This window comes from Streptomyces desertarenae, from assembly GCF_042681365.1.
In the GTDB taxonomy this organism is placed as follows: Bacteria; Actinomycetota; Actinomycetes; order Streptomycetales; family Streptomycetaceae; genus Streptomyces; species Streptomyces desertarenae.
The window spans coordinates 55,572-77,949 of record NZ_JBHUFU010000017.1 but is presented as its reverse complement, the minus strand read 5'-3'; the positions used below and the strand labels follow the sequence as shown (position 1 = coordinate 77,949).

Below are 22,378 nucleotides of genomic sequence, written 5' to 3'. Positions count from 1 at the left end.
CGCGCGGGGGCCCGGACCGCCGGACGGTCCGGGCCCCGCACCGTGCCGGAGCACACCGGTCACTCGGTCTTGATGGCCTCCAGCATGTCGAGCCGGGCGGCCCGGCGCGCGGGCCACAGCGCGGCCAGCACGCCCACCAGCGCCGCCATGGCGAGGAAGACGCCCATCCGGCCCCAGGGCAGCACCAGTTCGTAGGTGGCCAGCGAGCCGGAGATCAGCTCGCCGGCGGCCCAGCCGAAGAAGACGCCCAGGCCGATGCCGAGCACCCCGCCGAACAGGGAGATCACCAGCGACTCCAGCCGGACCATCCGCTTGGTGCCGCGCCGGTCCAGGCCGATCGCGCGCAGCATCCCGATCTCCTGCGACCGCTCGAAGACCGACATGGCCAGGGTGTTGACCACGCCCAGCACCGCGACGATCACGGCCATGGCCAGCAGCCCGTAGAGCATGTTCAGCATCATCGTGAACATCCGGGCGATGGACTCGGACAGGTCCTCCTTGTCCTGGACGAGGATCGCCGGGTTGTCGCCGAGCGCCTCCTCCAGCGAGGACTTCACCGACTCGCTCGCCCCGCCGGCGGTCTTCAGCATCACCTGCATGCTGGTGACCTGCTCCAGGTGCGGGTCGAGGGTGGCGGTGTCGAGCATGATCCCGCGGATCATCTCGTTGCCCTCGTAGACGCCCGAGACGGTCAGCTCGCCGCGCTCGCCGTCCTCGTAGACCACCTCGAAGGAGGAGCCGGCCTTCCAGCCGTGCGCCTCGGCGGTGGCGGTGTCCACGATGACCCTCTCGCCGCCCAGGCCGGCGAACGATCCCTGGGTGAAGTCGAGTTCGAGCAGCTCGTCGAGGGCCTCGGCGTCGACGCCGGTGAGCGGCTCGTAGTCGCCGTCGATCCGGGACGCGGAGTTGCGCAGCGGGCTGAGGGCCGTGACCTGCTCCTCCTTCTCCAGGGCCCGTTCGACCTCGGGGGAGAGGGGGAGGTAGTTGGCCATCGAGACGGTGTAGTCGGCCTCGATCGCCTCCGTGGCCATCTTGTCGATGCCCTTCTGGACACTGCCCGCGATCACGGTCATGCCGGTGATCAGGGTGAGGCCGATCATCAGCGCGGCGGCGGTGGCGGCGGTGCGGCGCGGGTTGCGCACCGCGTTCTGCCGGGCCAGCTTGCCCGAGACCCCGAAGGCGCGCAGTACGGGCGCCGCCGCTCCGACGACCGGGCGGGACAGCAGCGGGGTCAGCACGAACACGCCGATCACCAGCAGCCCGGCGCCCGCGCCCATCGGCATCTCGCCGTCCTCCAGGCCGGTGGCGTACAGCACCAGCGCGATGCCGGCACCGGACAGCAGGGCGCCGATGGTGTTGCGGACGAGCAGGCCGCGGGAGGTGGCGGGGGCGTGGACGCTGCCCATGGCGGCGACCGGCGGGACCTTGGCGGCGCGGCGGGCGGGCAGCCAGGCCGCGACGACGGTGACGCCGACGCCGACGACCAGGGAGGCGATCACGGTGGACGGCGCCACGACCAGCGGCCCGTCCGGCACGGTGGCGTCGAGGGAACCCATCAGCGACCGCATGCCGGCGCCGATCCCGATGCCCGCCAGCAGACCGACCAGCGCCGCGATCGCGCCGACGACCAGGGCCTCCACCAGCACCGAGCGGGTCACCTGGCGGCGGCTCGCGCCGACCGCGCGCAGCAGCGCCAGCTCCCTGGTGCGCTGGGCGACCAGCATGGTGAAGGTGTTGGCGATGATGAAGACGCCCACGAACAGCGCGATCCCGGCGAAGACCAGCAGCCCGGTGCGCATGCCGTCCATGCTCCGCTCGGTCATGCGGGCCTGCTCGTCGGCCAGCTCCGCGCCGGTGGTGGCGACGGTCTGCTCGGGCAGCACCTCCTCGACGCGCCGCTCCAGCTCCCGCTGGCCCACGCCGCCGGCGGCCGTCAGGACGATCTCGCTGTACCGGCCGGGCTGGGAGAACAGCTCCTGCGCGGTGGCGGTGTCGAACAGCACGAGGGTGCCGCCCGCGGCGACGCCGCCGTCGTCGGTGTCGAAGACGCCGACGACCCTCTCCTCACGGACCGGGCCGTTGACGGACATCCGCACGGTGTCGCCGACGCCGTAGCCGGTGCGCTCGGCGGTCCTCGCGTCCAGCGCGACCTCGCCGGAGCGCTGCGGGGCGCGGCCGTCCCGCAGGTCGTAGCGGGGGTCCCGCCCCGTTCCGTCCGGGCCGGTGTCGTAGTTGCCGCCCTGGGTGGACCAGCCCTGGCCGACCAGCCCGCCGTCCTTGTCGGCGAGGGCGGCGAAGCCGGAGACGGCCCCGGTGGCGGACTCGACGCCGGGCACCCGGCGCAGCCGCTCCAGCAGTTCCCGGGGGAGGTCGGGGACGCCGCCCGGGTCGATTTCCGACCGGTCGCCGGTGTGGCCGGGGCGGATGGCGACGTCGACGCCCTCGAAGCCCTTGGCGGAGCTCTTGGCGTAGGCGTCGGAGAGGGTGGAGGTGAAGACCAGGGTGCCGGAGACGAACGCCACGCCGAGCATGACGGCGAGCGTGGTCATCAGCAGTCTGGCCTTGTGCGCGAGCACGTTGCGCAGGGCGGTACGGAACATGGGTGTGGTGGTCCTGGGGTCGTTGGGCGGCGCGGCTTCGGGCGGCGCCGGGCGGACGGCGGGACGGTGGCCGGGCGGCGTGCCGGAGGCGGGCGGAGCCGCGTCCGGGCGCGGTCTCAGCTCGTGCGGCCCCGCGCGTCGAAGGCCTTCATCCGGTCGAGGACGCCCTCGGCGGTGGGGTCGGCCATGTCGTGGACGATCCGGCCGTCGGCGAGGAAGACGACCCGGTCGGCGTACGAGGCGGCCACCGGGTCGTGGGTCACCATCACGACCGTCTGGCCCAGCTCCCGCACCGAGTTGCGCAGGAAGCCCAGGACCTCGGCGCCGGCGCGGGAGTCGAGGTTGCCGGTGGGCTCGTCGCCGAAGATGATCTCGGGGCGGGCGGCCAGGGCGCGGGCGACCGCGACGCGCTGCTGCTGCCCGCCGGAGAGCTGGTTGGGCCGGTGCTTGAGCCGCCCGGACAGGCCGACGGTCTCCACGACCCTGTCCAGCCACTCCCGGTCCGGTTTCCGGCCGGCGATGTCCATCGGCAGCGTGATGTTCTCCAGGGCGTTGAGCGTCGGCAGCAGGTTGAACGCCTGGAAGATGAAGCCGATCTTGTCCCGGCGCAACTGCGTGAGCTTCTTCTCCTTCAGCGAGGACAGCTCGGTGCCGCCGATCCAGGCCGAGCCGCTCGTGAAGGAGTCCAGCCCCGCCATGCAGTGCATCAGCGTGGACTTGCCGGAGCCCGAGGGCCCCATGATCGCGGTGAACTGTCCCTGCCGGAACTCCACGGAGACCGCGTCCAGGGCGACCACCTTCGTCTCGCCCTGCCCGTAGACCTTGCTCAGGTCGACGGCACGGGCGGCCGCGGTGCCGGAGGACGCGGAGTGCGCGGTGGAGGCGGGGCGGGTGCTGGTGGTCACGGGAGGCTGCTCCTGTCACGGCTGCTTGACGGTTCCCGTCCATCGTCCGTGCGAAATCGGCCACCCGCGTCCGCCCCCGCTCCGGTCTTCGAGGGCGCCTGCGGAGGGAGGCGGGGGTCGCCCGTCATCCCTGAGGATGAGGCACCACCCTGATGCCGTCCCGTGGCTGGGCAGCGACTTTCCGTCATTCCTGGTGGCTCTGGGAGAGTGGCTGATCTGCTCCGAAGAGGGGCGCGCGCCGCTGATGCGGGATCAGTTGCCAATAAAATCAGACAACTTGAGCCCAGGACCCCGTTGCCCGGGCAGGCGCCCCCGATAGGCTCGTTGAGCGTCCTGGGGAGGGCCGTAGCCAGCCATACGGTCCGAGAGCCGGTGCCCGGATGGTGGAATGCAGACACGACGAGCTTAAACCTCGTTGGCCTACAGGCCGTGCCGGTTCGAATCCGGCTCCGGGCACGCCGGCGTCCCCCGGCCGGCGCCCCCGACGAGCTGCGGGGCCGCTGCACCGCCGCCGGCCGTCCCGGCCCGTCCCCTCCGGCCCGCCCCCCGGTCCCCGCGGGCGTCCCGCCCCGGCCGGATCCCGGCGCACCGGCACCGCCTCCGGCGGGTGTCGGCGGTCCGGCGCCGGGTACCGGAACAATCACGATTCCTTCCTTCGTTGTTGCCAGTGCACTACCGTGCGGTCTTTGCTAAAGCATTACTCTTGAGGAAGGGCCGCGCGGTGCGGCCATGGAGGAGTGAGATGAGGAGCAGCAACCCGGTCTTCTCGCGACGGGGATTCAGCCGAGACGGCGGCTACGCAGGCTTCGACGCCACGCAGCAGCCGCAGGCCGGGAACCCGTACGCGGCCAACCCGTACGCCACCGGCGCCCAGCCCGCCAACCCGTACGCCACCAACCCGTACGCCCAGCCTCAGACCGCCGGACAGCCCCAGGGCTTCCCGCCGGCCGCTCCCGCCCGCACGGACCGGATGACGATGGACGACGTCGTCGCCCGGACGGCGATGACGGTGGGGCTGGTCGTCGCCATGGCGACGGTCGCCTGGGTGACGGACCTGTCGCTCGGCCTGGCCCTCGGCGCGATGCTGATCGCGCTGGTCCTGGGCCTGGTGCAGTCCTTCAAGCGCAAGGCATCGCCCCCGCTGATCCTGGCCTACGCGGCCTTCGAGGGCCTCTTCCTCGGCGCGATCAGCAACTTCGTCGACAGCCGGATCGCCAGCGGCGCGGCGATGCAGGCCGTGCTGGGCACCATGGCGGTCTTCGCCGCCGTGCTGTTCATGTACAAGGCCCGCATCATCCGCGTCACGCGGCGCTTCTACCGCTTCGTGATGGCCGCCGCCATCGGCTTCGTGCTGCTGATGGGCATCAACCTGCTGTTCGCCGTCTTCGGCGGCGGTGACGGCCTCGGCTTCCGCAGCGGCGGCCTGGGCATCCTGTTCGGTGTCCTGGGCATCGTGCTCGGTGCCGCGTTCCTGGCGCTGGACTTCAAGCAGGTCGAGGACGGCGTCGCCTACGGGGCTCCGCGTGAGGAGTCCTGGCTGGCCGCCTTCGGTCTGACCCTGACCCTGGTCTGGATCTACCTGGAGTTCCTGCGCCTGGTCGCGATCCTGCAGAGCAGCGACTGACCGGCGGCTGAACGGCCGTCCCCTCCCGCCGGGGGCGGGACGGCGCGCAGAGCGGTGGAGGGCCCCGGGGCTTCGTGCCCCGGGGCCCTCCGGCGTGTGCGACGGCCGTCCCCGCGCGCGGGGCGGCCGGGGGCGGAGGAGGGGGCCGTTATCTGGGGTCGCCGGAAGGCTTCAGGCATGTGAGGCAGGTGCCTTCACCTCGTATGTGCCTCACACGTATCCGGGTGCTGTCGAGGCATGTTGGCCAGGTGAGCCACGGTGTGCCGCACCCGCTGCGGTGGAGGCCGTCGCGCTCGCCTCCACGCTGCATGCGGAAGGGGGAGCGACTCCCGGGGAAGGGCGGCCCGCCAGGTACGGCTGGGCGCCGATCTCCACTCCGTTCGCTCACGCACTGCTACAGCTTCGCAACACCTGGCGCACCGGCCGCCTGCCGCCCGTATCAACGTCCTCATGGCCACCACACCGTCCCGCCGCTCCGGCCGCGCCGCCCGTCTGCAGCGCGTCGCCCGCCGCCGCACCCGGACCGCGCCCCGCCGCGCGCCCGCCCCGATCGGCTCCCGCCCACCAAGGCGCCGCCGCCGCACCCCCGCGCCCACGCCCTCTACCCCGCAGCTGGTGGTCGCCGCACCGACGGACCGGTGGACGCGCCTTCAGCAGGCCGCGGGCACCCTGGCCGCCCTGGGCACCCTCGCCGTGATCGCCTTCACCTGGCTGTCGCTCCAGCAGGTCGACAACGAACAGGCCCTCATCCGCAACGAGCACGGCCTCACCCGCGAAGGGCAGGTCACCGACCGCTACAACGCCGCCGTCGGCAACATCGGCGACGACTCCCTGGAGGTGCGCCTGGGCGGCATCTACGCCCTGCAGCGCATCATGGAGGACTCCCCCCGCGACCAGCCCTCCATCATCAACGTCCTGTCCACCTACATCCGCAACCACGCCAAGAAACCCGAACAAGGAACAGACGGACCCACGGAGCCGACCAGCGACATCCAGGCGGCCCTCACCGCACTCGGCAGCCGGAACCCCACCCATGACAGCACCGCCCGCACAGACCTGCGCGGTGCGGACCTGCGCGGCGCGAAACTGTTCGACGTGGACCTGACCGACGCGAACCTGACCGACGCGAACTTGACCGGCGCGGTCCTGCGCGGCGCGAATCTGAGCTTCGCGGACCTGCCCGGCGCGGACCTGTTCGACGTGGACCTGTTCGGCGCGGACCTGTTCGGCGCGGACCTGTTCGACGTGGACCTGACCGGCGCGGACCTGTTCGGCGCGGACCTGACCGGCGCGAACCTGTCCGACGCGTACCTGTCCGACGCGTACCTGACCGGCGCGAACCTGTCCGACGCGTACCTGACCGACGCGAATCTGCCCGGCGCGGACCTGGACGGTGCGAACCTGACCGACGCGAATCTGAGCTTCGCGAACCTGGACGGCGCGGATCTGACCGGTGCGAACCTGTCCGACGCGGACCTGAGCTTCGCGAACCTGGACGGCGCGGACCTGGACGGTGCGAATCTGACCGGCGCGGACCTGGACGGCGCGTACCTGAACGGCGCGAAGAACCTGGAACGCGCGAACCTGAACGGCGCGAAGAACCTGGACGGCGCGTACCTGGACGGCGTGGAGTAGTGGTAGTGCACCGCCCCTTCGAACGTAACGACGGCATCCGGGCCATGGCCCCGGTGGGGTCGCCATCCAGGTAGTTCGGACAGGGGCCGGGAAGCGTCACGACCGTGACGCTTCCCGGCCCCTGCCTTACATGCCTGACAGGCGGATCACTGCCCTGACGCGCGCAAACACGCCTTTACCCCCAGATGACGGGCCGGGGTGCCGGGCCGGGTCCCTGGCGGCCCCGCGCAGGCTGCGCATAGGGTTGCGGGGTGCTCGACGTGACCCCCCTGCTGACCGCCGTGGACCGCTTCGCCGACCGGCTGCGCGCCATGCCGCAGAGCGCCCTGGTACGGGGCGCCGCGGCGGAGGGGCTGGGGCTGGCCCGGGAGCTGGCCGGCCGCGCCCAGCGGATCGAGTTCCCCGGCCGGGCGCCCGCCGAGCTGCCCGACGCGGGGATCTTCGCCGTCGGCGACCAGCTCGCCGTGGCCGGTCACGACCTGGCGGAGGCGCTGCGCACGGCCGGCGGCGCCCCCGGCGCGGGGCCGAAGGCGCTGGCGGAGGCCGTGGCGCTGGTGGAGGCCGCCGAGAGCCGGGCCCTCACAGCGAGGCGATGATCCGGTCGGCCAGGACGTAGACGCTCTCCCGGCCGCACTCGAAGGTCAGGGTGTAGGCCCCGGAGACCCCCGAACCGCCCAGCAGCACCGGCGCGGTGCCCGCGCGCAGCGCGGCGGCGAGCCGCTCGGCGGTCTCGCGGTGGCCGGGCGTCATGCAGACGGTGGTGCCGTCGGCGAAGACGTAGACATCCAGCGTGCCCAGCGGGCCGGGGCGCACGTCGGTCAGCGGGGTGCGGGAATCGGCCAGCTCCGACAGGCGCCGGTGGGTCTCCTCGTGGTCCGCGGGCGGCGGCGCGGGGGCGACGGGCTCGCCCCTGAGGTCGTAACCGGACTGCGAGGGGTGGCGGCGGCGGGCGGCGGCCAGTTCGGGGGAGTCGTCCGCGGTCCCCTCAGCCCCGCGGGCCGGGTCCGCGGGGGGAGCCTCGCCGGGGGCGCCCGTACCGGGCTCCCCGGCCGCTCCGGGCGCGCCGCCGGCCTCCGCGCCGGTCTCCCGGGGCGCGGCGGTCCGCGGCAGGTCCCGGTCCGACGGGCGCGGCACGAACAGCTCGCCCTCGTGCACGCCGCCCAGGGTGCGCTCCAGCAGCGCGTCCAGCAGCGCCGAGTCCAGCCCGGCCCCCTCGTACTCGGCGCCGCGCCCCTCCAGCAGCACCTGGTCGGCGCGCGCGTCGCGCGCCTCCTGGGCCGCCCAGAACGCGCGGGCCTCGGCCAGTTCGCGCTCGCGCTCCTCGGCGAGGGCGTCGGCGACGGCGGAGCGGATCTCGTCGGCGTCCGGGGCGGTGCGGGGGGCGGGGACGGAGGCGTGGGCCAGGGCACCGCGCGCCTCGGCCGCGGCGAGCTGCACGCGCAGCTCGGTGAGCTGGCGGCGCAGCCCGCGCGCGGTGTGCAGGGCGGCGCCGCCCAGGACCGTGGCGACGGCGGCGGCCAGCAGCAGGATGAGGGATATGGCGCTCACTGACGTACTCCCGGTTGGAACTCCGACCTCTGAATTCCTACCGCAGCCCGCCGGGAATCTCCTGTCGAACGCCGGGACCCGCACCCCCGAAAGGGCTCCCGCGGCAGCCCGTGCGGACCAGCGTTCCCCCTGTGAGCAGGGAAGACGCCGAGCCCCCAGGACATTGATCACATCCTGGGGGCTCTTCGGTCTCACCGGTGCATCGGGGGTGTTCCGGGTCACATCCGAGGCGCCGGCCGGTGATGTGCGCCACACCGGCGGAACGTGCCGCTGTGCCGCGGGAGTTCAGCTCAGGCGCTCGATGACCATGGCCATGCCCTGGCCGCCGCCGACGCACATCGTCTCCAGGCCGAACTGCTTGTCGTGCCACTGGAGGGAGTTGATGAGCGTGGTGGTGATCCGGGCGCCGGTCATGCCGAAGGGGTGCCCGACGGCGATGGCGCCGCCGTTGACGTTCAGCTTGTCCAGGTCGATGCCCAGGTCGCGGTAGGAGGGGATGACCTGGGCGGCGAACGCCTCGTTGATCTCCACCAGGTCGATGTCGCCGATGGTCATGCCCGCCAGCTTCAGCGCCCGGCGGGACGCCTCGACCGGGCCCAGGCCCATGATCTCGGGCGACAGGCCGGAGACGCCGGTGGAGACGATGCGGGCCAGCGGGGTGATGCCCAGCTCGCGCGCCTTGGTGTCGGACATGACGACCAGCGCGGCGGCACCGTCGTTGAGCGGGCAGCAGTTGCCCGCGGTCACCAGTCCGTCGGGGCGGAAGACGGGCTTGAGGCCCTGCACGCCCTCCATGGTCACGCCCGCGCGGGGGCCGTCGTCCTTGGCGACCACGGTGCCGTCGGGCAGGGTGACCGGGGTGATCTCGCGCTCCCAGAAGCCCTCGGCGATGGCCTTCTCGGCGAGGTTCTGCGACCGCACGCCGAACTCGTCCATCTCCTGGCGGGTGACGCCCTTGAGGCGGGCCAGGTTCTCGGCGGTCTGGCCCATGGCGATGTAGACGTCGGGCAGTTCGCCGTCCTCGCGCGGGTCGTGCCAGCCCTCGCCGCCCTTCTCCGCGCGGGCGGCGGTGCGGGCCTCGGCGTCGGCGAAGAGCGGGTTGTGGGTGTCGGGCAGGCCGTCGGAGGTGCCCTTGACCGAGCGGGAGACCGTCTCGACGCCGGCCGAGACGAACACGTCGCCCTCGCCGGCCTTGATGGCGTGCAGCGCCATGCGCGTGGTCTGCAGCGAGGAGGAGCAGTAGCGGGTGACGGTGCAGCCCGGCAGGTGGTCCATCCCCAGCTGCACGGCGACGACCCGGCCGAGGTTGTGGCCCTGCTCGCCGCCGGGCAGGCCGCAGCCCAGCATCAGGTCGTCGATCTCGGTCGGGTCCAGCTGCGGGACCTTGTCGAGCGCGGCCCGGACGACCGCGGCGGTCAGGTCGTCCGGGCGGACGTCCTTGAGCGAGCCCTTGAAGGCGCGGCCGATCGGCGAACGGGCTGCGGACACGATCACGGCTTCGGGCATCACGGCTCCCGGGGACGAGGGTGGAGGGGCGGTGGATGCTTGGAAACTACCGTTCCGTAGGGCGTCGGTCACGTCCCGCCACGTGTGATCCCGGCCTCTTTTCTAAGCGCTTGCTCAGTAGGGGCGGGGCGGTGCGCCTCACCGGCGGGCGGCCTCCGCGGCGGTGCCCGGCACGGCCTCCGGCAGGACGCCCGCCGGGCCGGTCCGCGGCCGCCGCCGACGGCGCCTGAGCAGCACCCAGGGACCGCGCGCTCCCGAGACCTCCGTACCGCCCTCGCCCGCGGCCACCGCGGCGGCCCGGTCGACCGGGAGGAGGTCCTCGCGGGCCGCACCGGTGCGCCCGTCCTGCGGCCACAGGCCCAGCGCGGCGCAGAGCGCGGGGAGGAAGGCCATGGCGGCCGTCGCGTACCCCTCCGCCGAGGGGTGGTAGCTGTCCGGGCCGAACAGCTCCCTGGGGTTCGCCTCGAACTCCGGGCCCAGCAGGTCGCCCAGCGAGACGGTGCGGCCGCCCCGCTCCACCACCGCGATCGTCTGCGCCGCCGCGAGCTGGCGGCTGGCCCGGCGGACCAGCCAGCGCAGCGGCGGGGAGACCGGCTCGACCGTTCCCAGGTCCGGGCAGGTGCCCACCACGACCTCGCACCCGGCCGCCCGCAGCCGGGCCACCGCTTCCGACAGCAGCCGCACCGAGACGGCGGGCGGCACGCGGTCGGTGACGTCGTTCGCGCCGACCATGATCGCGCACACGTCCGGCACGCCGCCGTCCCCGCCGCCCCGGCCGTCCCCGCCGACGAGCCGCGTCACCTGGCGGTCCAGGTCCTCCGAGCGCGCCCCCGGCACCGCCACGTTGCGCAGCAGCACCGGCCGCTCCGCCACCGCCGCCAGCCCCGCGGCCAACAGGGCGCCGGGGGTCTGCCGCGGCCGGTGGACGCCCTGTCCGGCGGCGGTGGAGTCGCCCAGCAGCGCCAGCCGCAGCGGTACGGCCCGCGCGCCGGGCCCGTCGGAGGCGAACGCCGCGCCGTACAGCCCGTCGGCCACCGGCGGCGCCCCGCCCGACGCGCCCACCCGCCGCCTGGCCAGCCGTGCCTGCGCCACCAGCAGGCCGAGGGCGGCGCCGCCGAGCAGGCCCACCCCGCCGCCCCCGTACGCCGCCGCCGTCACGATCCTGCGCGCCACTCTCGCCCTGGACATGGCTGTGGTCACCGGGCCCTCCGATCCGCCGCGCCCCGCGGCACCCCGTACGCGGCCTCCCGCGCGCTCCGCACGCGCCACCGAAACCCCGCTACCGGTGTGTTGCCCGCTCGCGGCCGTCGTGCAACGCGCGTCACCGCGGCTCCGGCGCCCCCCTAGGCTGGCTGTACGGGCAGGCGACGGCGACTGCCCCCGATAGCGGAGAACCAGGTGCAGTATCACGAGTCGATGATCGAGCTTGTCGGCAACACCCCGCTGGTCAAGCTGAACAGTGTGGCGACCGGCATCCGGGCCACCGTCCTGGCGAAGGTCGAGTACTTCAACCCCGGCGGTTCGGTGAAGGACCGCATCGCCCTGCGGATGATCGAGGCCGCCGAGCGCTCCGGCGAGCTGAAACCGGGCGGCGTCATCGTCGAGCCCACCTCCGGAAACACCGGGGTCGGGCTGGCGATCGTCGCCCAGCGGAAGGGGTACCGCTGCGTCTTCGTCTGCCCGGACAAGGTGTCCACGGACAAGATCAACACCCTGCGCGCCTACGGGGCGGAGGTGGTGGTCTGCCCCACGGCCGTCGACCCCGAGCACCCCGACTCCTACTACAACGTCTCCGACCGGCTGGTGCGCGAGACCCCCGGCGCCTGGAAGCCCGACCAGTACAGCAACCCGAACAACCCGCGCTCCCACTACGAGACCACCGGTCCCGAGCTGTGGGAGCAGACGGAGGGGCGGATCACCCACTTCGTGGCGGGCATCGGCACCGGCGGCACGATCAGCGGGACCGGCCGGTACCTCAAGGAGGTCTCCGGCGGGAAGGTGAGGGTCGTCGGCGCCGACCCGGAGGGCTCGGTGTACTCGGGCGGCTCGGGGCGCCCGTACCTGGTCGAGGGCGTGGGCGAGGACTTCTGGCCGGACGCCTACGACCGCGGCGTGGCCGACGAGATCATCGCCGTCTCCGACAAGGACTCCTTCCAGATGACGCGGCGGCTGGCCCGCGAGGAGGGCCTGCTGGTCGGCGGCTCCTGCGGCATGGCCGTCGTCGCGGCGCTGCGCGTGGCCGAGCGCCTGGGTCCGGACGACACGGTGGTGGTGCTGCTGCCCGACGGCGGGCGCGGCTACCTGTCGAAGATCTTCAGCGACGAGTGGATGGCCGACTACGGCTTCCTGGAGGAGGGCGAGCCCAACCTCGCCCGCGTCGGCGACGTGCTGCGCCACAAGGAGGGCGGGATGCCGTCGCTGGTGCACATGCACCCCGAGGAGACGGTCGGCGAGGCCGTCGAGGTGCTGCGCGAGTACGGCGTCTCGCAGATGCCCGTGGTCAAGCCCGGCGCCGGGCACCCGGACGTGATGGCGGCCGAGGTCGTCGGCTCCATCGTCGAGCGCGAGCTGCTGGACGCCCTGTTCACCCAGCGGGCCCGTCTGGAGGACCCGCTGGAGAAGCACATGAGCGCGCCGCTGCCGCAGGTCGGCTCGGGTGAGCCGGTCGCCGACCTGATGGCGGTGCTGGAGCGGGCCGACGCCGCGACCGTGCTGGTCGACGGCAAGCCGACCGGTGTGGTCAGCCGCCAGGACCTGCTGGCGTTCCTGGCCCGGGGCGCCGGCACGGGGGCGGGGGAGGCACGGTAGGGACCGGTCCGGGCGCCGCGGGACGGCAGGTGGTACGCGGCTGTCACGGCTCCGCAAAGAGGGGTTAACACCCGTCGGGCACTGTGGTGTCCAACGGCGCGGGGAACTCCGGAGCGGCTCCCGGACATCCTTCGAGCGCCCTGGTCGCGGACCGGTCCCCGAGCCGGCCGCGCGGCTTCGCGGGGACCGCCGTCGTCCCGCCCCCGGTGCTCGCACCGGGGTGCGGCGGTCCCCGCGCAACCCCCTCCCGCGCATCGCCCGGCGCGCACGCGCGACCCCGGGCGCCGCCCGCACCGGGCCGCGCGCCCGCCGGCCGGTCAGTCGTCCCAGTCCCCCGCCGCCGCGTCGCGCTCCTCGCGGCGGAAGCGGAGCCAGGGCAGGCGGCGGTACGCGGCGTGGACGGCGTTGACGCCGAAGATCCCGGCCCAGCAGACCACCAGTCCGGCCAGGCCGGCGTTGGCCGCGGCGATCGCGGAGAGCGGGACGGCCAGCACCAGCGAGACCGCGGCGAGGCCGAAGACGGCGCCCGGCCCCCCGGGAACCGCCGCCTCCCGGGACGGGGAGGCGCCGCCGACGACCACCATCTGCCGCTCGGCCACCGCGCGCCGCACCCGGCGCTCTATCACCGAGTCCAGCCGCCGGTCGACCTTCTCCAGGAAGGAGTCGACCAGCTCCGACTCGTACTCCGGCCCGAGCTCCCCGCGTGTGTGCAGGGTCGCGTCGAGCTCTTTCCTCAACTCGGGGTCGGGACCACGGGCATCCATGGCGCCGACGCTACGCGGCCGGGTCCGCCGCGGCACTGGGGCTAGCCCCCCGGCCCCCCGGGGGCCCGCGGGAGACACCCCCCGCCCCGGGCCCGGGGCGGCGGGGCGCACCGATACTGAATAGAGTCATGCGGAACACGGAGCGCTGAAGAGGAGCGGAGGAGGGGCGGTCGCGATGCGGGTGCACCGATGCGGGGGGACGCGGTGAGCGGCGCGAGCGCCCGGCTGCTGAAGCTGTTCGAGGGCCACCGGCTGACCCCCACCCAGCGGCGGATCGCCCACTGCATGGTGCGGCGCGCCGACGACGCCCCCTTCCTGTCCAGCGTGGAGCTGGCCGAGCTGGCCGGGGTCAGCCAGCCGTCGGTGACCCGGTTCGCCGTGGCACTGGGCTTCGACGGGTACCCGGCGCTGCGCAGGCACCTGCGCGAGGCGCAGCCCGTCCCCGCGGCGGACGGCACCGCAGACGCCGGTGCCGGTGCCGAGGCCCGCAACGCCTACCAGCAGGCCGTGCACGCCGAGATCGAGAACCTGCGGCAGCTCGCCGCGCAGCTCGCCGACCCCGCGCCCGTCGCCGAGGCCGGGCGGCTGCTGGCGGCCTCCCGCCCCCTGCCCGTCCTGGGGCTGCGGGCGGCCGCCGCCCAGGCCCGGGGCTTCGCCTACTTCGCCGCCAAGGTCCACCCGGACGTGCGGCTGCTGGACGAGGGCGGCTCGATGCTGGCCGACCGCCTCGACGGGGCGGTGCGCGCCGGGGCGAGCGCCCTGCTGTGCTTCGCCCTGCCGCGCCACCCGCGCGAGACGGCCCGCGCGCTGGAGCACGCCCGCGGGGCCGGGCTGCGGATCGTCACCGTCGCCGACAGCGCCTTCGCGCCCGTCGTGCGCCCCGGTGACCTGCTGCTGCCCGCGCCCGTCGGGACGGCCCTCTCCTTCGACACCGTCTGCGCCCCCATGATGCTGGGCCGGGTGCTGCTGGAGGCGATGTGCGACGAGCTGCCGGACGTCCAGGCCCGTCTGGAGGAGTTCGACGCGCGCGCCGCGGAGCGGGGCCTGTTCGTCGAGTGAGGCCGCCCCGCCGGGCCGCCCCGCCGGGCCGCCCCGCCGGGCCGCCCCGCCGGGACCGCGCGGCCGGCGGGACGGGGGGCGGCGGCCGTCCGCCCGCCCGGACGGCGCGATCCTCAGGAGAATCTCATCGTCCCTCACTACGCTTCCGCCCGACGGGCCGCGGCCGGTCGCCCTGACCCGGCCGGCGGGTGAACGGAGCGAGACACGAGGAGGACTGCTGTGGCGCGCGGGGCGTATGCGCTGGCGAGAGTCGCGGTGTACGTGCGGACGGCGGGTACCGCGCTGTGGTGGACCGGAGTGGTGGCCGCGGGGGCCGGACTGGCCTTCCCGGGGCTGACCGGACGGCGGATCGGGGTGCTGGGAGGGGCCGCCCTCTTCCTCGTCGCGGCCGCGACCGCCTTCCTGGCGCGCCGCCGCCGCTGCACGGGGATGATCGGTGCCGCCTCCGCGGCGGGCAAGTGGGTGGTCCTGCACGACCGCGCGGTGACCGTCCGCGCCTGGCTGCGGACGCGCCGCTGGTGGCTGGCGGCCGCCTTCGCCGCGGCCGTGGGCTCCTCCTGGGCCGTGCCCGCGGCGGGCGGCATGCTGCTGGCCGGGGCGGGCGCGGGCCTGTGGGCCAAGGCGCTGTGGCTGGGGCGCTGGGAGCGCCGCCACGAGAAGCTGCTGTGGGTGCGCCCGGAGTGGGCGGCCGGCCGCAGCCCGGCCCGCAAGGGCGTGCGCGGCTGGATGACCACCGGTCCGCTGGCCGGGGACGCCGCGCCGGGCGGTGCGCGCCGCCGTCCCGCCGCGGTCGCCCGGGAGCGCCGGCCCCGGGCCAGGGTCACCGCGGCGGCGAGGTGAGCGCGGCGAGGTGATCCCACCGGGCGGGCGAAGACCGCCGCCCGGGACCACGGCGGCCGTGCGGCCGGCGGGCGGGAGCCGCCCCGGGCGGCGTCCCTCCCCGCCGGCCGCGCGGCCGCCGTCCTCTGCCCGGCGCCTGTGCGGGGAGGGCGACGTCCGCGGCCCCCGGCGCGCTCCGGGCCCCCGCACGGCCGGCACCTCCGGCGGCCCGGCCCCCTGTCCGTCATTGACTAGTTCTATTCACTGAATAGAGTGTCTGTAGTTACCGATTCAATCGGAGGGCAGGGACCATGGCACAGGTGTCAGGACCGCGACCCGTCAGGGCCCCGCGCGGCACCGGGCTGACCGCCCGGGGCTGGCAGCAGGAGGCCGCCCTGCGGATGCTGCAGAACAACCTCGACCCCGAGGTCGCCGAACACCCCGAGAAGCTCGTCGTCTACGGCGGCACCGGCAAGGCCGCCCGCGACTGGCCCTCCTTCGACGCCATGGTCCGCACCCTCACCACCCTCGGGCCGGACGAGACGATGCTCGTCCAGTCGGGCCGCCCCGTCGGGGTGATGACCACCCACGAGTGGGCACCGCGCGTGCTGATCGCCAACTCCAACCTGGTGGGCGACTGGGCCACCTGGGAGGAGTTCCGCCGCCTGGAGCAGCTCGGCCTCACCATGTACGGCCAGATGACGGCCGGCTCGTGGATCTACATCGGCACCCAGGGCATCCTCCAGGGCACCTACGAGACCTTCGCCGCCGTGGCCGCCAAGCGCTTCGGCGGCTCCCTGGCCGGGACGATCACCCTGACGGCCGGACTCGGCGGCATGGGCGGCGCCCAGCCTCTGGCGGTCACCATGAACGGCGGCGTCGCCCTCTGCGTCGACTGCGACCCGCGCGCCGTCGAGCGCCGCATCGAGCACCGCTACCTGGACGTGCGGGCCGACTCCCTCGACCACGCCCTGCGCCTGGCCACCGAGGCCCGCGACGCCCGCCGCCCGCTGTCGATCGGCGTGCTGGGCAACGCCGCCGACGTGGTGCCGCGCCTGCTGGCCATGGGCGCGCCCGTCGACATCGTCACCGACCAGACCTCCGCCCACGACCCGCTGAGCTACCTGCCGCTGGGCGTCGACTTCGCCGACATGGCCTCCTACGCGGCCGAGAAGCCCGCCGACTTCACCGCGCGGGCCAGGGAGTCCATGGCCCGCCACGTGGAGGCCATGGTCGGCTTCCAGGACGCGGGCGCCGAGGTCTTCGACTACGGCAACTCCATCCGCGGCGAGGCGGAACTCGCCGGATACGGACGGGCCTTCGCGTTCCCCGGCTTCGTGCCCGCCTACATCCGGCCGCTGTTCTGCGAGGGCAAGGGCCCCTTCCGCTGGGCCGCGCTCTCGGGCGACCCGAAGGACATCGCCGCCACCGACCGCGCCGTGCTCGACCTCTTCCCCGAGAACGAGCCCCTGGCCCGCTGGATCCGCATGGCCGGGGAGCGCGTCCGCTTCCAGGGCCTGCCCGCCCGCATCTGCTGGCTCGGCTACGGCGAGCGCGACAGGGCGGGGGAGCGCTTCAACGACATGGTCGCCTCCGGAGAGGTCTCCGCGCCGATCGTCATCGGCCGCGACCACCTGGACTGCGGCTCGGTGGCCTCCCCGTACCGCGAGACCGAGGCCATGCTCGACGGCTCCGACGCCATCGCCGACTGGCCGCTGCTCAACGCCATGGTCAACGTGGCCTCCGGCGCCTCCTGGGTCTCGATCCACCACGGCGGCGGCGTCGGCATGGGCCGCTCGATCCACGCCGGGCAGGTCACCGTCGCCGACGGCACCCCGCTGGCCGGGGAGAAGATCCGCCGGGTGCTCGCCAACGACCCCGGCACGGGCGTCATCCGCCACGTCGACGCCGGGTACGAGCGCGCCGAGGAGGTCGCCGCCGAGCGGGCCGTCCGCGTCCCGATGCGCGAGGGCGGCGCGGCCGGCGGGGGTGCCGCGTGACCCCCGGACCGGCCCCGGCCCCCCGGACCGGCTCCGCCCCCGCGAAGTGGCGGCAGGGGCCCTCCTTCCACGGCATGTGGCACGACCTGCTGCCCGTCGGACGCGCCCCCGGCGGCGGCTACCGGCGCCACGCCTGGACCGGCGCCGACGCCGAGTGCCGCGCCTGGTTCCGGGAGCAGGCCGGCGCGCGCGGCCTGGCCTACGAGGTGGACCGCAACGGCAACCAGTGGGCCTGGCTCGGCTCCCCGGAGGACGGGGACGCCGTGGTGACCGGCTCCCACCTGGACTCCGTGCCCGACGGCGGCGCCTTCGACGGCCCCCTCGGCGTGGTGTCGGCCTTCGCCGCCCTCGACGAGCTGCACGCGCGGGGCGCACGCCCCGCCCGGCCGCTGGCCGTGGTCAACTTCGGCGACGAGGAGGGTGCCCGCTTCGGCCTGGCCTGCGTCGGCTCCCGGCTGACCACCGGCGGCCTCGCACCCGAGGAGGCCCGCGAACTCCGCGACGCCGACGGCGTCACGCTGCCGCAGGCCATGGAGCGCGCCGGGTACGACCCCGACGCGATCGGCGCCGACCCCGAGCGGCTCGCCCGCATCGGCGCGTTCGTCGAACTCCACATCGAGCAGGGCCGCGCCCTCGCCGACGCCCCCGGCGACCGGCCGGTGGGCGTCGCCTCCGCCATCTGGCCGCACGGCCGCTGGCGGTTCGACTTCCACGGCGAGGCCAACCACGCCGGGACCACCCGGCTGGAGGACCGCCGCGACCCGATGCTCACCTACGCCAACACCGTGCTCGCCGCCCGGAAGAAGGCCCGGCTGGCCGGAGCGCTGGCCACCTTCGGCAAGGTCGCCGTGGAACCGAACGGCGTCAACGCCGTCGCCTCCCTCGTGCGCGGCTGGCTCGACTCCCGCGCCGCCGACGAGGAGACCCTCGCCGCCGTCGTCGCCGGGATCGAGCGCGCGGCCGTCGAGCGCGGGGCGCGCGACGGGGTGCGGGTGGAGGTCGTCCGGGAGTCCTTCACCCCCGTCGTGGAGTTCGCCCGCGGACTGCGCGACCGCATCGCCGCCCGGCTCGGCGGCGCGCCGCTGCTGCCCACCGGCGCGGGCCACGACGCGGGCATCCTCTCCGCCGAGCTGCCCACCGCCATGCTCTACGTGCGCAACCCCACCGGCGTCTCCCACTCGCCCGCCGAGGCCGCCGAGGAGGACGACTGCGCGGCCGGGGTGCGGGCGCTGGCCGACACCCTGGAGGAGCTGGCGTGCCCGTGACCCCGGACGGACCGAACCCCCCCGGCGCCCCCGACCCCGCCCCCGCGCACCGGCCCGGACCCCCTCCCGGGGCCGTCTACTGGGCCGAGTACGCCTGGACCGGTACGGCCGTGGAGGCGGGCACTCTCCTGGAGACGGCGGGCGGCCGCCTCACCGCCGTGCGCACCGGGGTGGCCGCCCCGCCGCCCGGCGCCGAGCCGCTGCGCGGCCTGACCGTCCCCGGACTGGCCGACACCCACTCCCACGCCTTCCACCGCGCCCTGCGCGGCACCGTGCAGAGGGGCTCCGGCACCTTCTGGACCTGGCGCGAGGCGATGTACTCCGTGGCCGACCGCCTCACCCCCGACGGCTACTTCGAGCTGGCCCGCGCCGTCTACGCCGAGATGGCCCTGGCGGGCGTCACCTGCGTCGGCGAGTTCCACTACCTCCACCACGGCCCCGGCGGCACCCCCTACGGCGACCCCAACGCCATGGGCCACGCCCTGATCGCGGCGGCCGCCGACGCAGGCCTGCGCATCACCCTCCTCGACACCTGCTACCTGGCCTCCGGTCTGCTCACCGCCGACCGCGGCGCCGAGCCCGACCGCCACCAGCTCCGCTTCACCGACGGCACCGCCGACGCCTGGGCCGAGCGCGTCTGCGCGCTGCGGCCGTCGGGGGACCACGTCCGGGTGGGCGCGGCGATCCACTCGGTGCGCGCGGTGCCCGCCGCGGAGCTGGGCACCGTCTCCCGCTGGGCCCGGGAGCGGGACGCGCCCCTGCACGTCCACCTCTCCGAGCAGCCCGCCGAGAACGACGCCTGCCTGGCCGTCCACGGCCGCACCCCCGCCCGGCTGCTGGCCGACCACGGCGTGCTCGGCCCGCGGACGACGGCCGTCCACGCCACCCACCTGGCCGACGCCGACATCGCCCTCCTGGGCGGCACGGGTACCGGGGTGTGCATGTGCCCCACCACCGAACGCGACCTGGCCGACGGCATCGGACCGGCGGCTGACCTGATGCGCGCCGGCTCCCCGCTGAGCCTGGGCAGCGACAGCCACGCCGTGATCGACCTGCTGGAGGAGGCCCGCGCGATGGAACTGGACGAGCGGCTGCGCACCCGCACCCGCGGCCACTGGACCGCCGCCCAGCTGCTGCACTCCGCCACCGCCTCCGGCCACGCGGCGCTGGGCTGGCCGGAGGCGGGGCGCCTGGAGCCCGGCCGGCTCGCCGACTTCACCACCATCGCCCTGGACTCGGTGCGCACCGCCGGCCCGCCGCCCCGGCTGGCGGTCGAGACGGCCGTGTTCGCGGCGACGGCGGCCGACGTGCGCCACACGGTCGTCGGTGGCCGCCACGTCGTGCGGGACGGGGTGCACCGAAGCGTGCCGGACGTCCCCGCGGCCCTGGCGGACGCCATCGGGCGGGGAGTCCGCCGATGAGCGGCCGGTCCCCCCGCGGCACCGCAGCCGGCGCCCCCGGCAGCACCCTCGTCACCAACATCGCCTCCCTCGTCACCAACGACCACGAGACCGTGGCCGCCGCCGAGCACGGCCCCCTCGGGCTCGTCCGGGACGCGGCCGTCGTCATCGAGGGCGACCGCATCGCCTGGGTCGGTGCGGGCAGTGCGGCACCGGCCGCCGACAGCCGCGTCGACGCGGGCGGCCGGGCGATGCTGCCCGGCTTCGTCGACTCCCACTCCCACCTGCTCTTCGGCGGCGACCGCACCGAGGAGTTCGCCGCCCGGATGTCCGGCCGCCCCTACACCGCCGGCGGCATCCGCACCACCGTCGAGGCCACCCGCGCCGCCGGCGACGCCGAACTCGCCGCGAACCTCGCCCGCCACGTCCGCGAGGCGCTGCACCAGGGCACCACCACCCTGGAGACCAAGTCCGGCTACGGCCTCACCCCCCGGGACGAGGCCCGCGCGCTGCGCATCGCCGCCGACCACGTGGACGAGGTCACCTACCTCGGCGCCCACGTGGTGCCCCCCGAGTACGCCGACGACCCGGACGGCTACGTCGACCTGGCCACCGGGCCGATGCTGGACGCCTGCGCGCCCCACGCCCGCTGGGTGGACGTCTTCTGCGAGCGCGGCGCCTTCGACGGCGACCAGGCCCGCGCCGTCCTGGCCGCCGGGGCGGCCCGCGGCCTGGTGCCCCGCGTCCACGCGAACCAGCTCGGGCCCGGACCCGGCGCCCGGCTCGCCGTCGAGTTCGACGCGGCCTCCGCCGACCACTGCACCCACCTGTCCGACGACGACGTCGACGCCCTCGCGAACAGCCGCACGGTCGCCACGCTGCTGCCCGGCTGCGAGTTCTCCACCCGCTCGCCCTATCCCGACGCGCGCCGCCTGCTGGCCGCGGGCGTCACCGTCGCGCTGTCCACGGACTGCAACCCCGGTTCGTCGTACACCAGTTCGATGCCGTTCTGCGTCGCCGTCGCCGTCCGGGAGATGGGCATGACGCCCGACGAGGCGGTGTGGGCCGCCACGGCGGGCGGTGCCGCGGCGCTGCGCCGCATCGACATCGGCCGTATCACCCCCGGCGCCCGGGCCGACCTGGTGCTGCTGGACGCGCCCTCGCACGTCCACCTCGCCTACCGGCCCGGCGTGCCGCTGGTGGCGGCGGTGTGGCAGCGCGGCGACCGCGTGCGGTGAGGGGCTCGGGGCGCCCGGGGTGCGCGTGTGCGGCTCCGGGCGGCTCTCCGGGGGCCGCGGACGACCCCGGTCCCGCGGCCCCCGGAAGGGCGCCCGGAGCCCCTCGCCCGGCCCGCCGGCGGAGGCCGCCGGAGGCACCGGGAGCGGAGGGGCTCACTCCTCGACCAGCAGCCCCTTGCGCAGCCTCCCCAGCGTCCGCGAGAGCAGCCGGGAGACGTGCATCTGCGAGATGCCCAGCTCCTCGCCGATCTCGGACTGGGTCATGTTCGCCACGAAGCGCAGGGAGAGGATTCTGCGGTCCCGCGGCGAGAGCTCGGCGATCAGCGGCTTGAGGGACTCCACGTACTCGATGCCCTCCAGCCCGTGGTCCTCGTAGCCGATGCGGTCCGCGAGGGCCCCCTCGGTCTCGTCCTCCTCCGGCTGGGCGTCCAGGGAGCTGGCGGTGTAGGCGTTGCTCGCCGCCATGCCCTCGACGACCTCCTCCCGGCTCAGGCCCAGCCGCTCGGCGAGCTCGCCGACGGTGGGGGAGCGGTCGAGCTGCTGGGCGAGCTCGTCACCGGCCTTGGCCAGGTCCAGCCGGAGCTCCTGCAGGCGCCTGGGCACGCGCACGGACCAGGAGGTGTCGCGGAAGAAGCGCTTGATCTCCCCGACGATCGTCGGCATCGCGAAGGTGGGGAACTCGACCCCGCGGCCGATCTCGAACCGGTCGATGGCCTTGATCAGACCGATGGTGCCGACCTGGACGATGTCCTCCATCGGCTCGCTGCGGGAGCGGAACCGGGCGGCGGCGAACTTCACCAGCGCGAGGTTCAGCTCGACCAGGGTGTTGCGGACGTAGGCGTGCTCGTGGGTGCCCTCCTGGAGCGTCTCCAGGCGCTCGAAGAGGGTCTTCGACAGGGCCCGCGCGTCCAGCGGCCCCACCTCGGCGTACGGGGGGATCTCGGGGAGGTGGAGCTCCTCGGCGAGGCCGGCGGCCTCCTCCGGCCCCACCTCGGGGAGCCCGATGTGCTCGGGCGGGGCGACCGACGATGCGGTGGACGTTTCGTCGAGCCGGGGTGACATGGGGTCCTCCATCGTTCTCGGCATATGGCTGCCGAAGCCGTTCCTGCACTACGGGGTGCGGCGCCTCCAAGCCGACGTGTTTTAGTGGTCCCTCCTACGCCTACCTGCTCCCGTGGGGAGCTGGCAAGTGCTGGTTGTCCGAATA

The 22,378-nt window shown here is 74.8% G+C and carries 17 protein-coding genes and 1 tRNA gene; 11 read left to right on the top strand and 7 right to left on the bottom strand.

Features of this window, described 5'->3' with window-relative positions; genetic code table 11:
- Positions 1 to 59 precede the first annotated feature (59 nt).
- Positions 60 to 2,600: an ABC transporter permease gene (locus ACFSJS_RS23695; protein WP_380903710.1), complete on the bottom strand. Its 2,541-nt coding sequence runs from the start codon at positions 2,598 to 2,600 to the stop codon at positions 60 to 62.
- Between the two features lie 116 nt (positions 2,601 to 2,716).
- Complete coding sequence (locus tag ACFSJS_RS23690) at positions 2,717 to 3,505, bottom strand: ABC transporter ATP-binding protein (protein WP_380903708.1); 789 nt, start codon at positions 3,503 to 3,505, stop codon at positions 2,717 to 2,719.
- 374 nt (positions 3,506 to 3,879) lie between these two features.
- On the opposite strand from ACFSJS_RS23690, the gene ACFSJS_RS23685 reads away from it, so the two are divergent.
- The 4 genes from ACFSJS_RS23685 to ACFSJS_RS23670 all read left to right on the top strand — a co-directional run bounded on the left by ACFSJS_RS23685 (position 3,880) and on the right by ACFSJS_RS23670 (position 7,360).
- A tRNA-Leu gene (locus tag ACFSJS_RS23685) sits at positions 3,880 to 3,961 on the top strand.
- Between the two features lie 286 nt (positions 3,962 to 4,247).
- Positions 4,248 to 5,129 carry a Bax inhibitor-1/YccA family protein gene (locus ACFSJS_RS23680; protein WP_380903706.1) on the top strand — a complete coding sequence of 294 codons (882 nt, stop codon included), beginning with the start codon at positions 4,248 to 4,250 and terminating at the stop codon, positions 5,127 to 5,129.
- A gap of 450 nt (positions 5,130 to 5,579) precedes the next feature.
- The gene (locus ACFSJS_RS23675; protein ID WP_380903704.1) at positions 5,580 to 6,764 is read left to right on the top strand and encodes a pentapeptide repeat-containing protein; all 1,185 of its coding nucleotides are present in this window, start codon (positions 5,580 to 5,582) and stop codon (positions 6,762 to 6,764) included.
- 251 nt (positions 6,765 to 7,015) lie between these two features.
- Entirely contained in the window at positions 7,016 to 7,360 is a 345-nt protein-coding gene (locus ACFSJS_RS23670) for a hypothetical protein (protein ID WP_380903702.1), read from the top strand.
- Here ACFSJS_RS23670 and ACFSJS_RS23665 read toward each other — a convergent pair.
- The 3 genes from ACFSJS_RS23665 to ACFSJS_RS23655 form a co-directional block, all read right to left on the bottom strand.
- Complete coding sequence (locus ACFSJS_RS23665) at positions 7,344 to 8,312, bottom strand: hypothetical protein (protein ID WP_380903700.1); 969 nt, start codon at positions 8,310 to 8,312, stop codon at positions 7,344 to 7,346. The two genes, ACFSJS_RS23670 and ACFSJS_RS23665, sit on opposite strands and share 17 nt — an antisense overlap.
- Before the next feature lie 285 nt (positions 8,313 to 8,597).
- Positions 8,598 to 9,818: an acetyl-CoA C-acetyltransferase gene (locus ACFSJS_RS23660; RefSeq protein WP_380903698.1), complete on the bottom strand. Its 1,221-nt coding sequence runs from the start codon at positions 9,816 to 9,818 to the stop codon at positions 8,598 to 8,600.
- 138 nt (positions 9,819 to 9,956) lie between these two features.
- Positions 9,957 to 11,006 carry an SGNH/GDSL hydrolase family protein gene (locus ACFSJS_RS23655; protein ID WP_380903763.1) on the bottom strand — a complete coding sequence of 350 codons (1,050 nt, stop codon included), beginning with the start codon at positions 11,004 to 11,006 and terminating at the stop codon, positions 9,957 to 9,959.
- A gap of 210 nt (positions 11,007 to 11,216) precedes the next feature.
- On the opposite strand from ACFSJS_RS23655, the gene ACFSJS_RS23650 reads away from it, so the two are divergent.
- Complete coding sequence (locus tag ACFSJS_RS23650; RefSeq protein WP_380903696.1) at positions 11,217 to 12,626, top strand: cystathionine beta-synthase; 1,410 nt, start codon at positions 11,217 to 11,219, stop codon at positions 12,624 to 12,626.
- A gap of 317 nt (positions 12,627 to 12,943) precedes the next feature.
- On the opposite strand, the gene ACFSJS_RS23645 is transcribed toward ACFSJS_RS23650, so the two are convergent.
- Positions 12,944 to 13,390: a hypothetical protein gene (locus ACFSJS_RS23645; RefSeq protein ID WP_380903694.1), complete on the bottom strand. Its 447-nt coding sequence runs from the start codon at positions 13,388 to 13,390 to the stop codon at positions 12,944 to 12,946.
- A 189-nt stretch (positions 13,391 to 13,579) separates the two neighbouring features.
- Here ACFSJS_RS23645 and ACFSJS_RS23640 point away from each other — a divergent pair, with 189 nt between their 5' ends.
- The 6 genes from ACFSJS_RS23640 to hutI all read left to right on the top strand — a co-directional run bounded on the left by ACFSJS_RS23640 (position 13,580) and on the right by hutI (position 21,171).
- Positions 13,580 to 14,449 (top strand): MurR/RpiR family transcriptional regulator, encoded by an 870-nt coding sequence (locus ACFSJS_RS23640; RefSeq protein ID WP_380903692.1) that lies wholly within the window; start codon positions 13,580 to 13,582, stop codon positions 14,447 to 14,449.
- A gap of 219 nt (positions 14,450 to 14,668) precedes the next feature.
- Positions 14,669 to 15,289, top strand: coding sequence for a hypothetical protein (locus ACFSJS_RS23635; RefSeq protein WP_380903690.1), 621 nt, complete (start codon positions 14,669 to 14,671; stop codon positions 15,287 to 15,289).
- A 299-nt stretch (positions 15,290 to 15,588) separates the two neighbouring features.
- Positions 15,589 to 17,268, top strand: a complete 1,680-nt coding sequence (hutU, locus tag ACFSJS_RS23630; protein ID WP_380903688.1) for a urocanate hydratase — start codon at positions 15,589 to 15,591, stop codon at positions 17,266 to 17,268.
- A 74-nt stretch (positions 17,269 to 17,342) separates the two neighbouring features.
- Positions 17,343 to 18,533: an allantoate amidohydrolase gene (locus ACFSJS_RS23625; protein ID WP_380903761.1), complete on the top strand. Its 1,191-nt coding sequence runs from the start codon at positions 17,343 to 17,345 to the stop codon at positions 18,531 to 18,533.
- A gap of 110 nt (positions 18,534 to 18,643) precedes the next feature.
- A complete protein-coding gene (locus tag ACFSJS_RS23620; RefSeq protein WP_380903759.1) occupies positions 18,644 to 19,954 on the top strand; it encodes a formimidoylglutamate deiminase in 1,311 nt (436 codons plus the stop codon).
- Positions 19,951 to 21,171: an imidazolonepropionase gene (gene hutI, locus ACFSJS_RS23615; RefSeq protein WP_380903686.1), complete on the top strand. Its 1,221-nt coding sequence runs from the start codon at positions 19,951 to 19,953 to the stop codon at positions 21,169 to 21,171. The genes ACFSJS_RS23620 and hutI overlap by 4 nt, the downstream gene beginning before the upstream one ends.
- A 153-nt stretch (positions 21,172 to 21,324) precedes the next feature.
- On the opposite strand, the gene ACFSJS_RS23610 is transcribed toward hutI, so the two are convergent.
- The gene (locus tag ACFSJS_RS23610) at positions 21,325 to 22,233 is read right to left on the bottom strand and encodes an RNA polymerase sigma factor SigF (RefSeq protein ID WP_380903684.1); all 909 of its coding nucleotides are present in this window, start codon (positions 22,231 to 22,233) and stop codon (positions 21,325 to 21,327) included.
- Between the last annotated feature and the right edge of the window lie 145 nt (positions 22,234 to 22,378).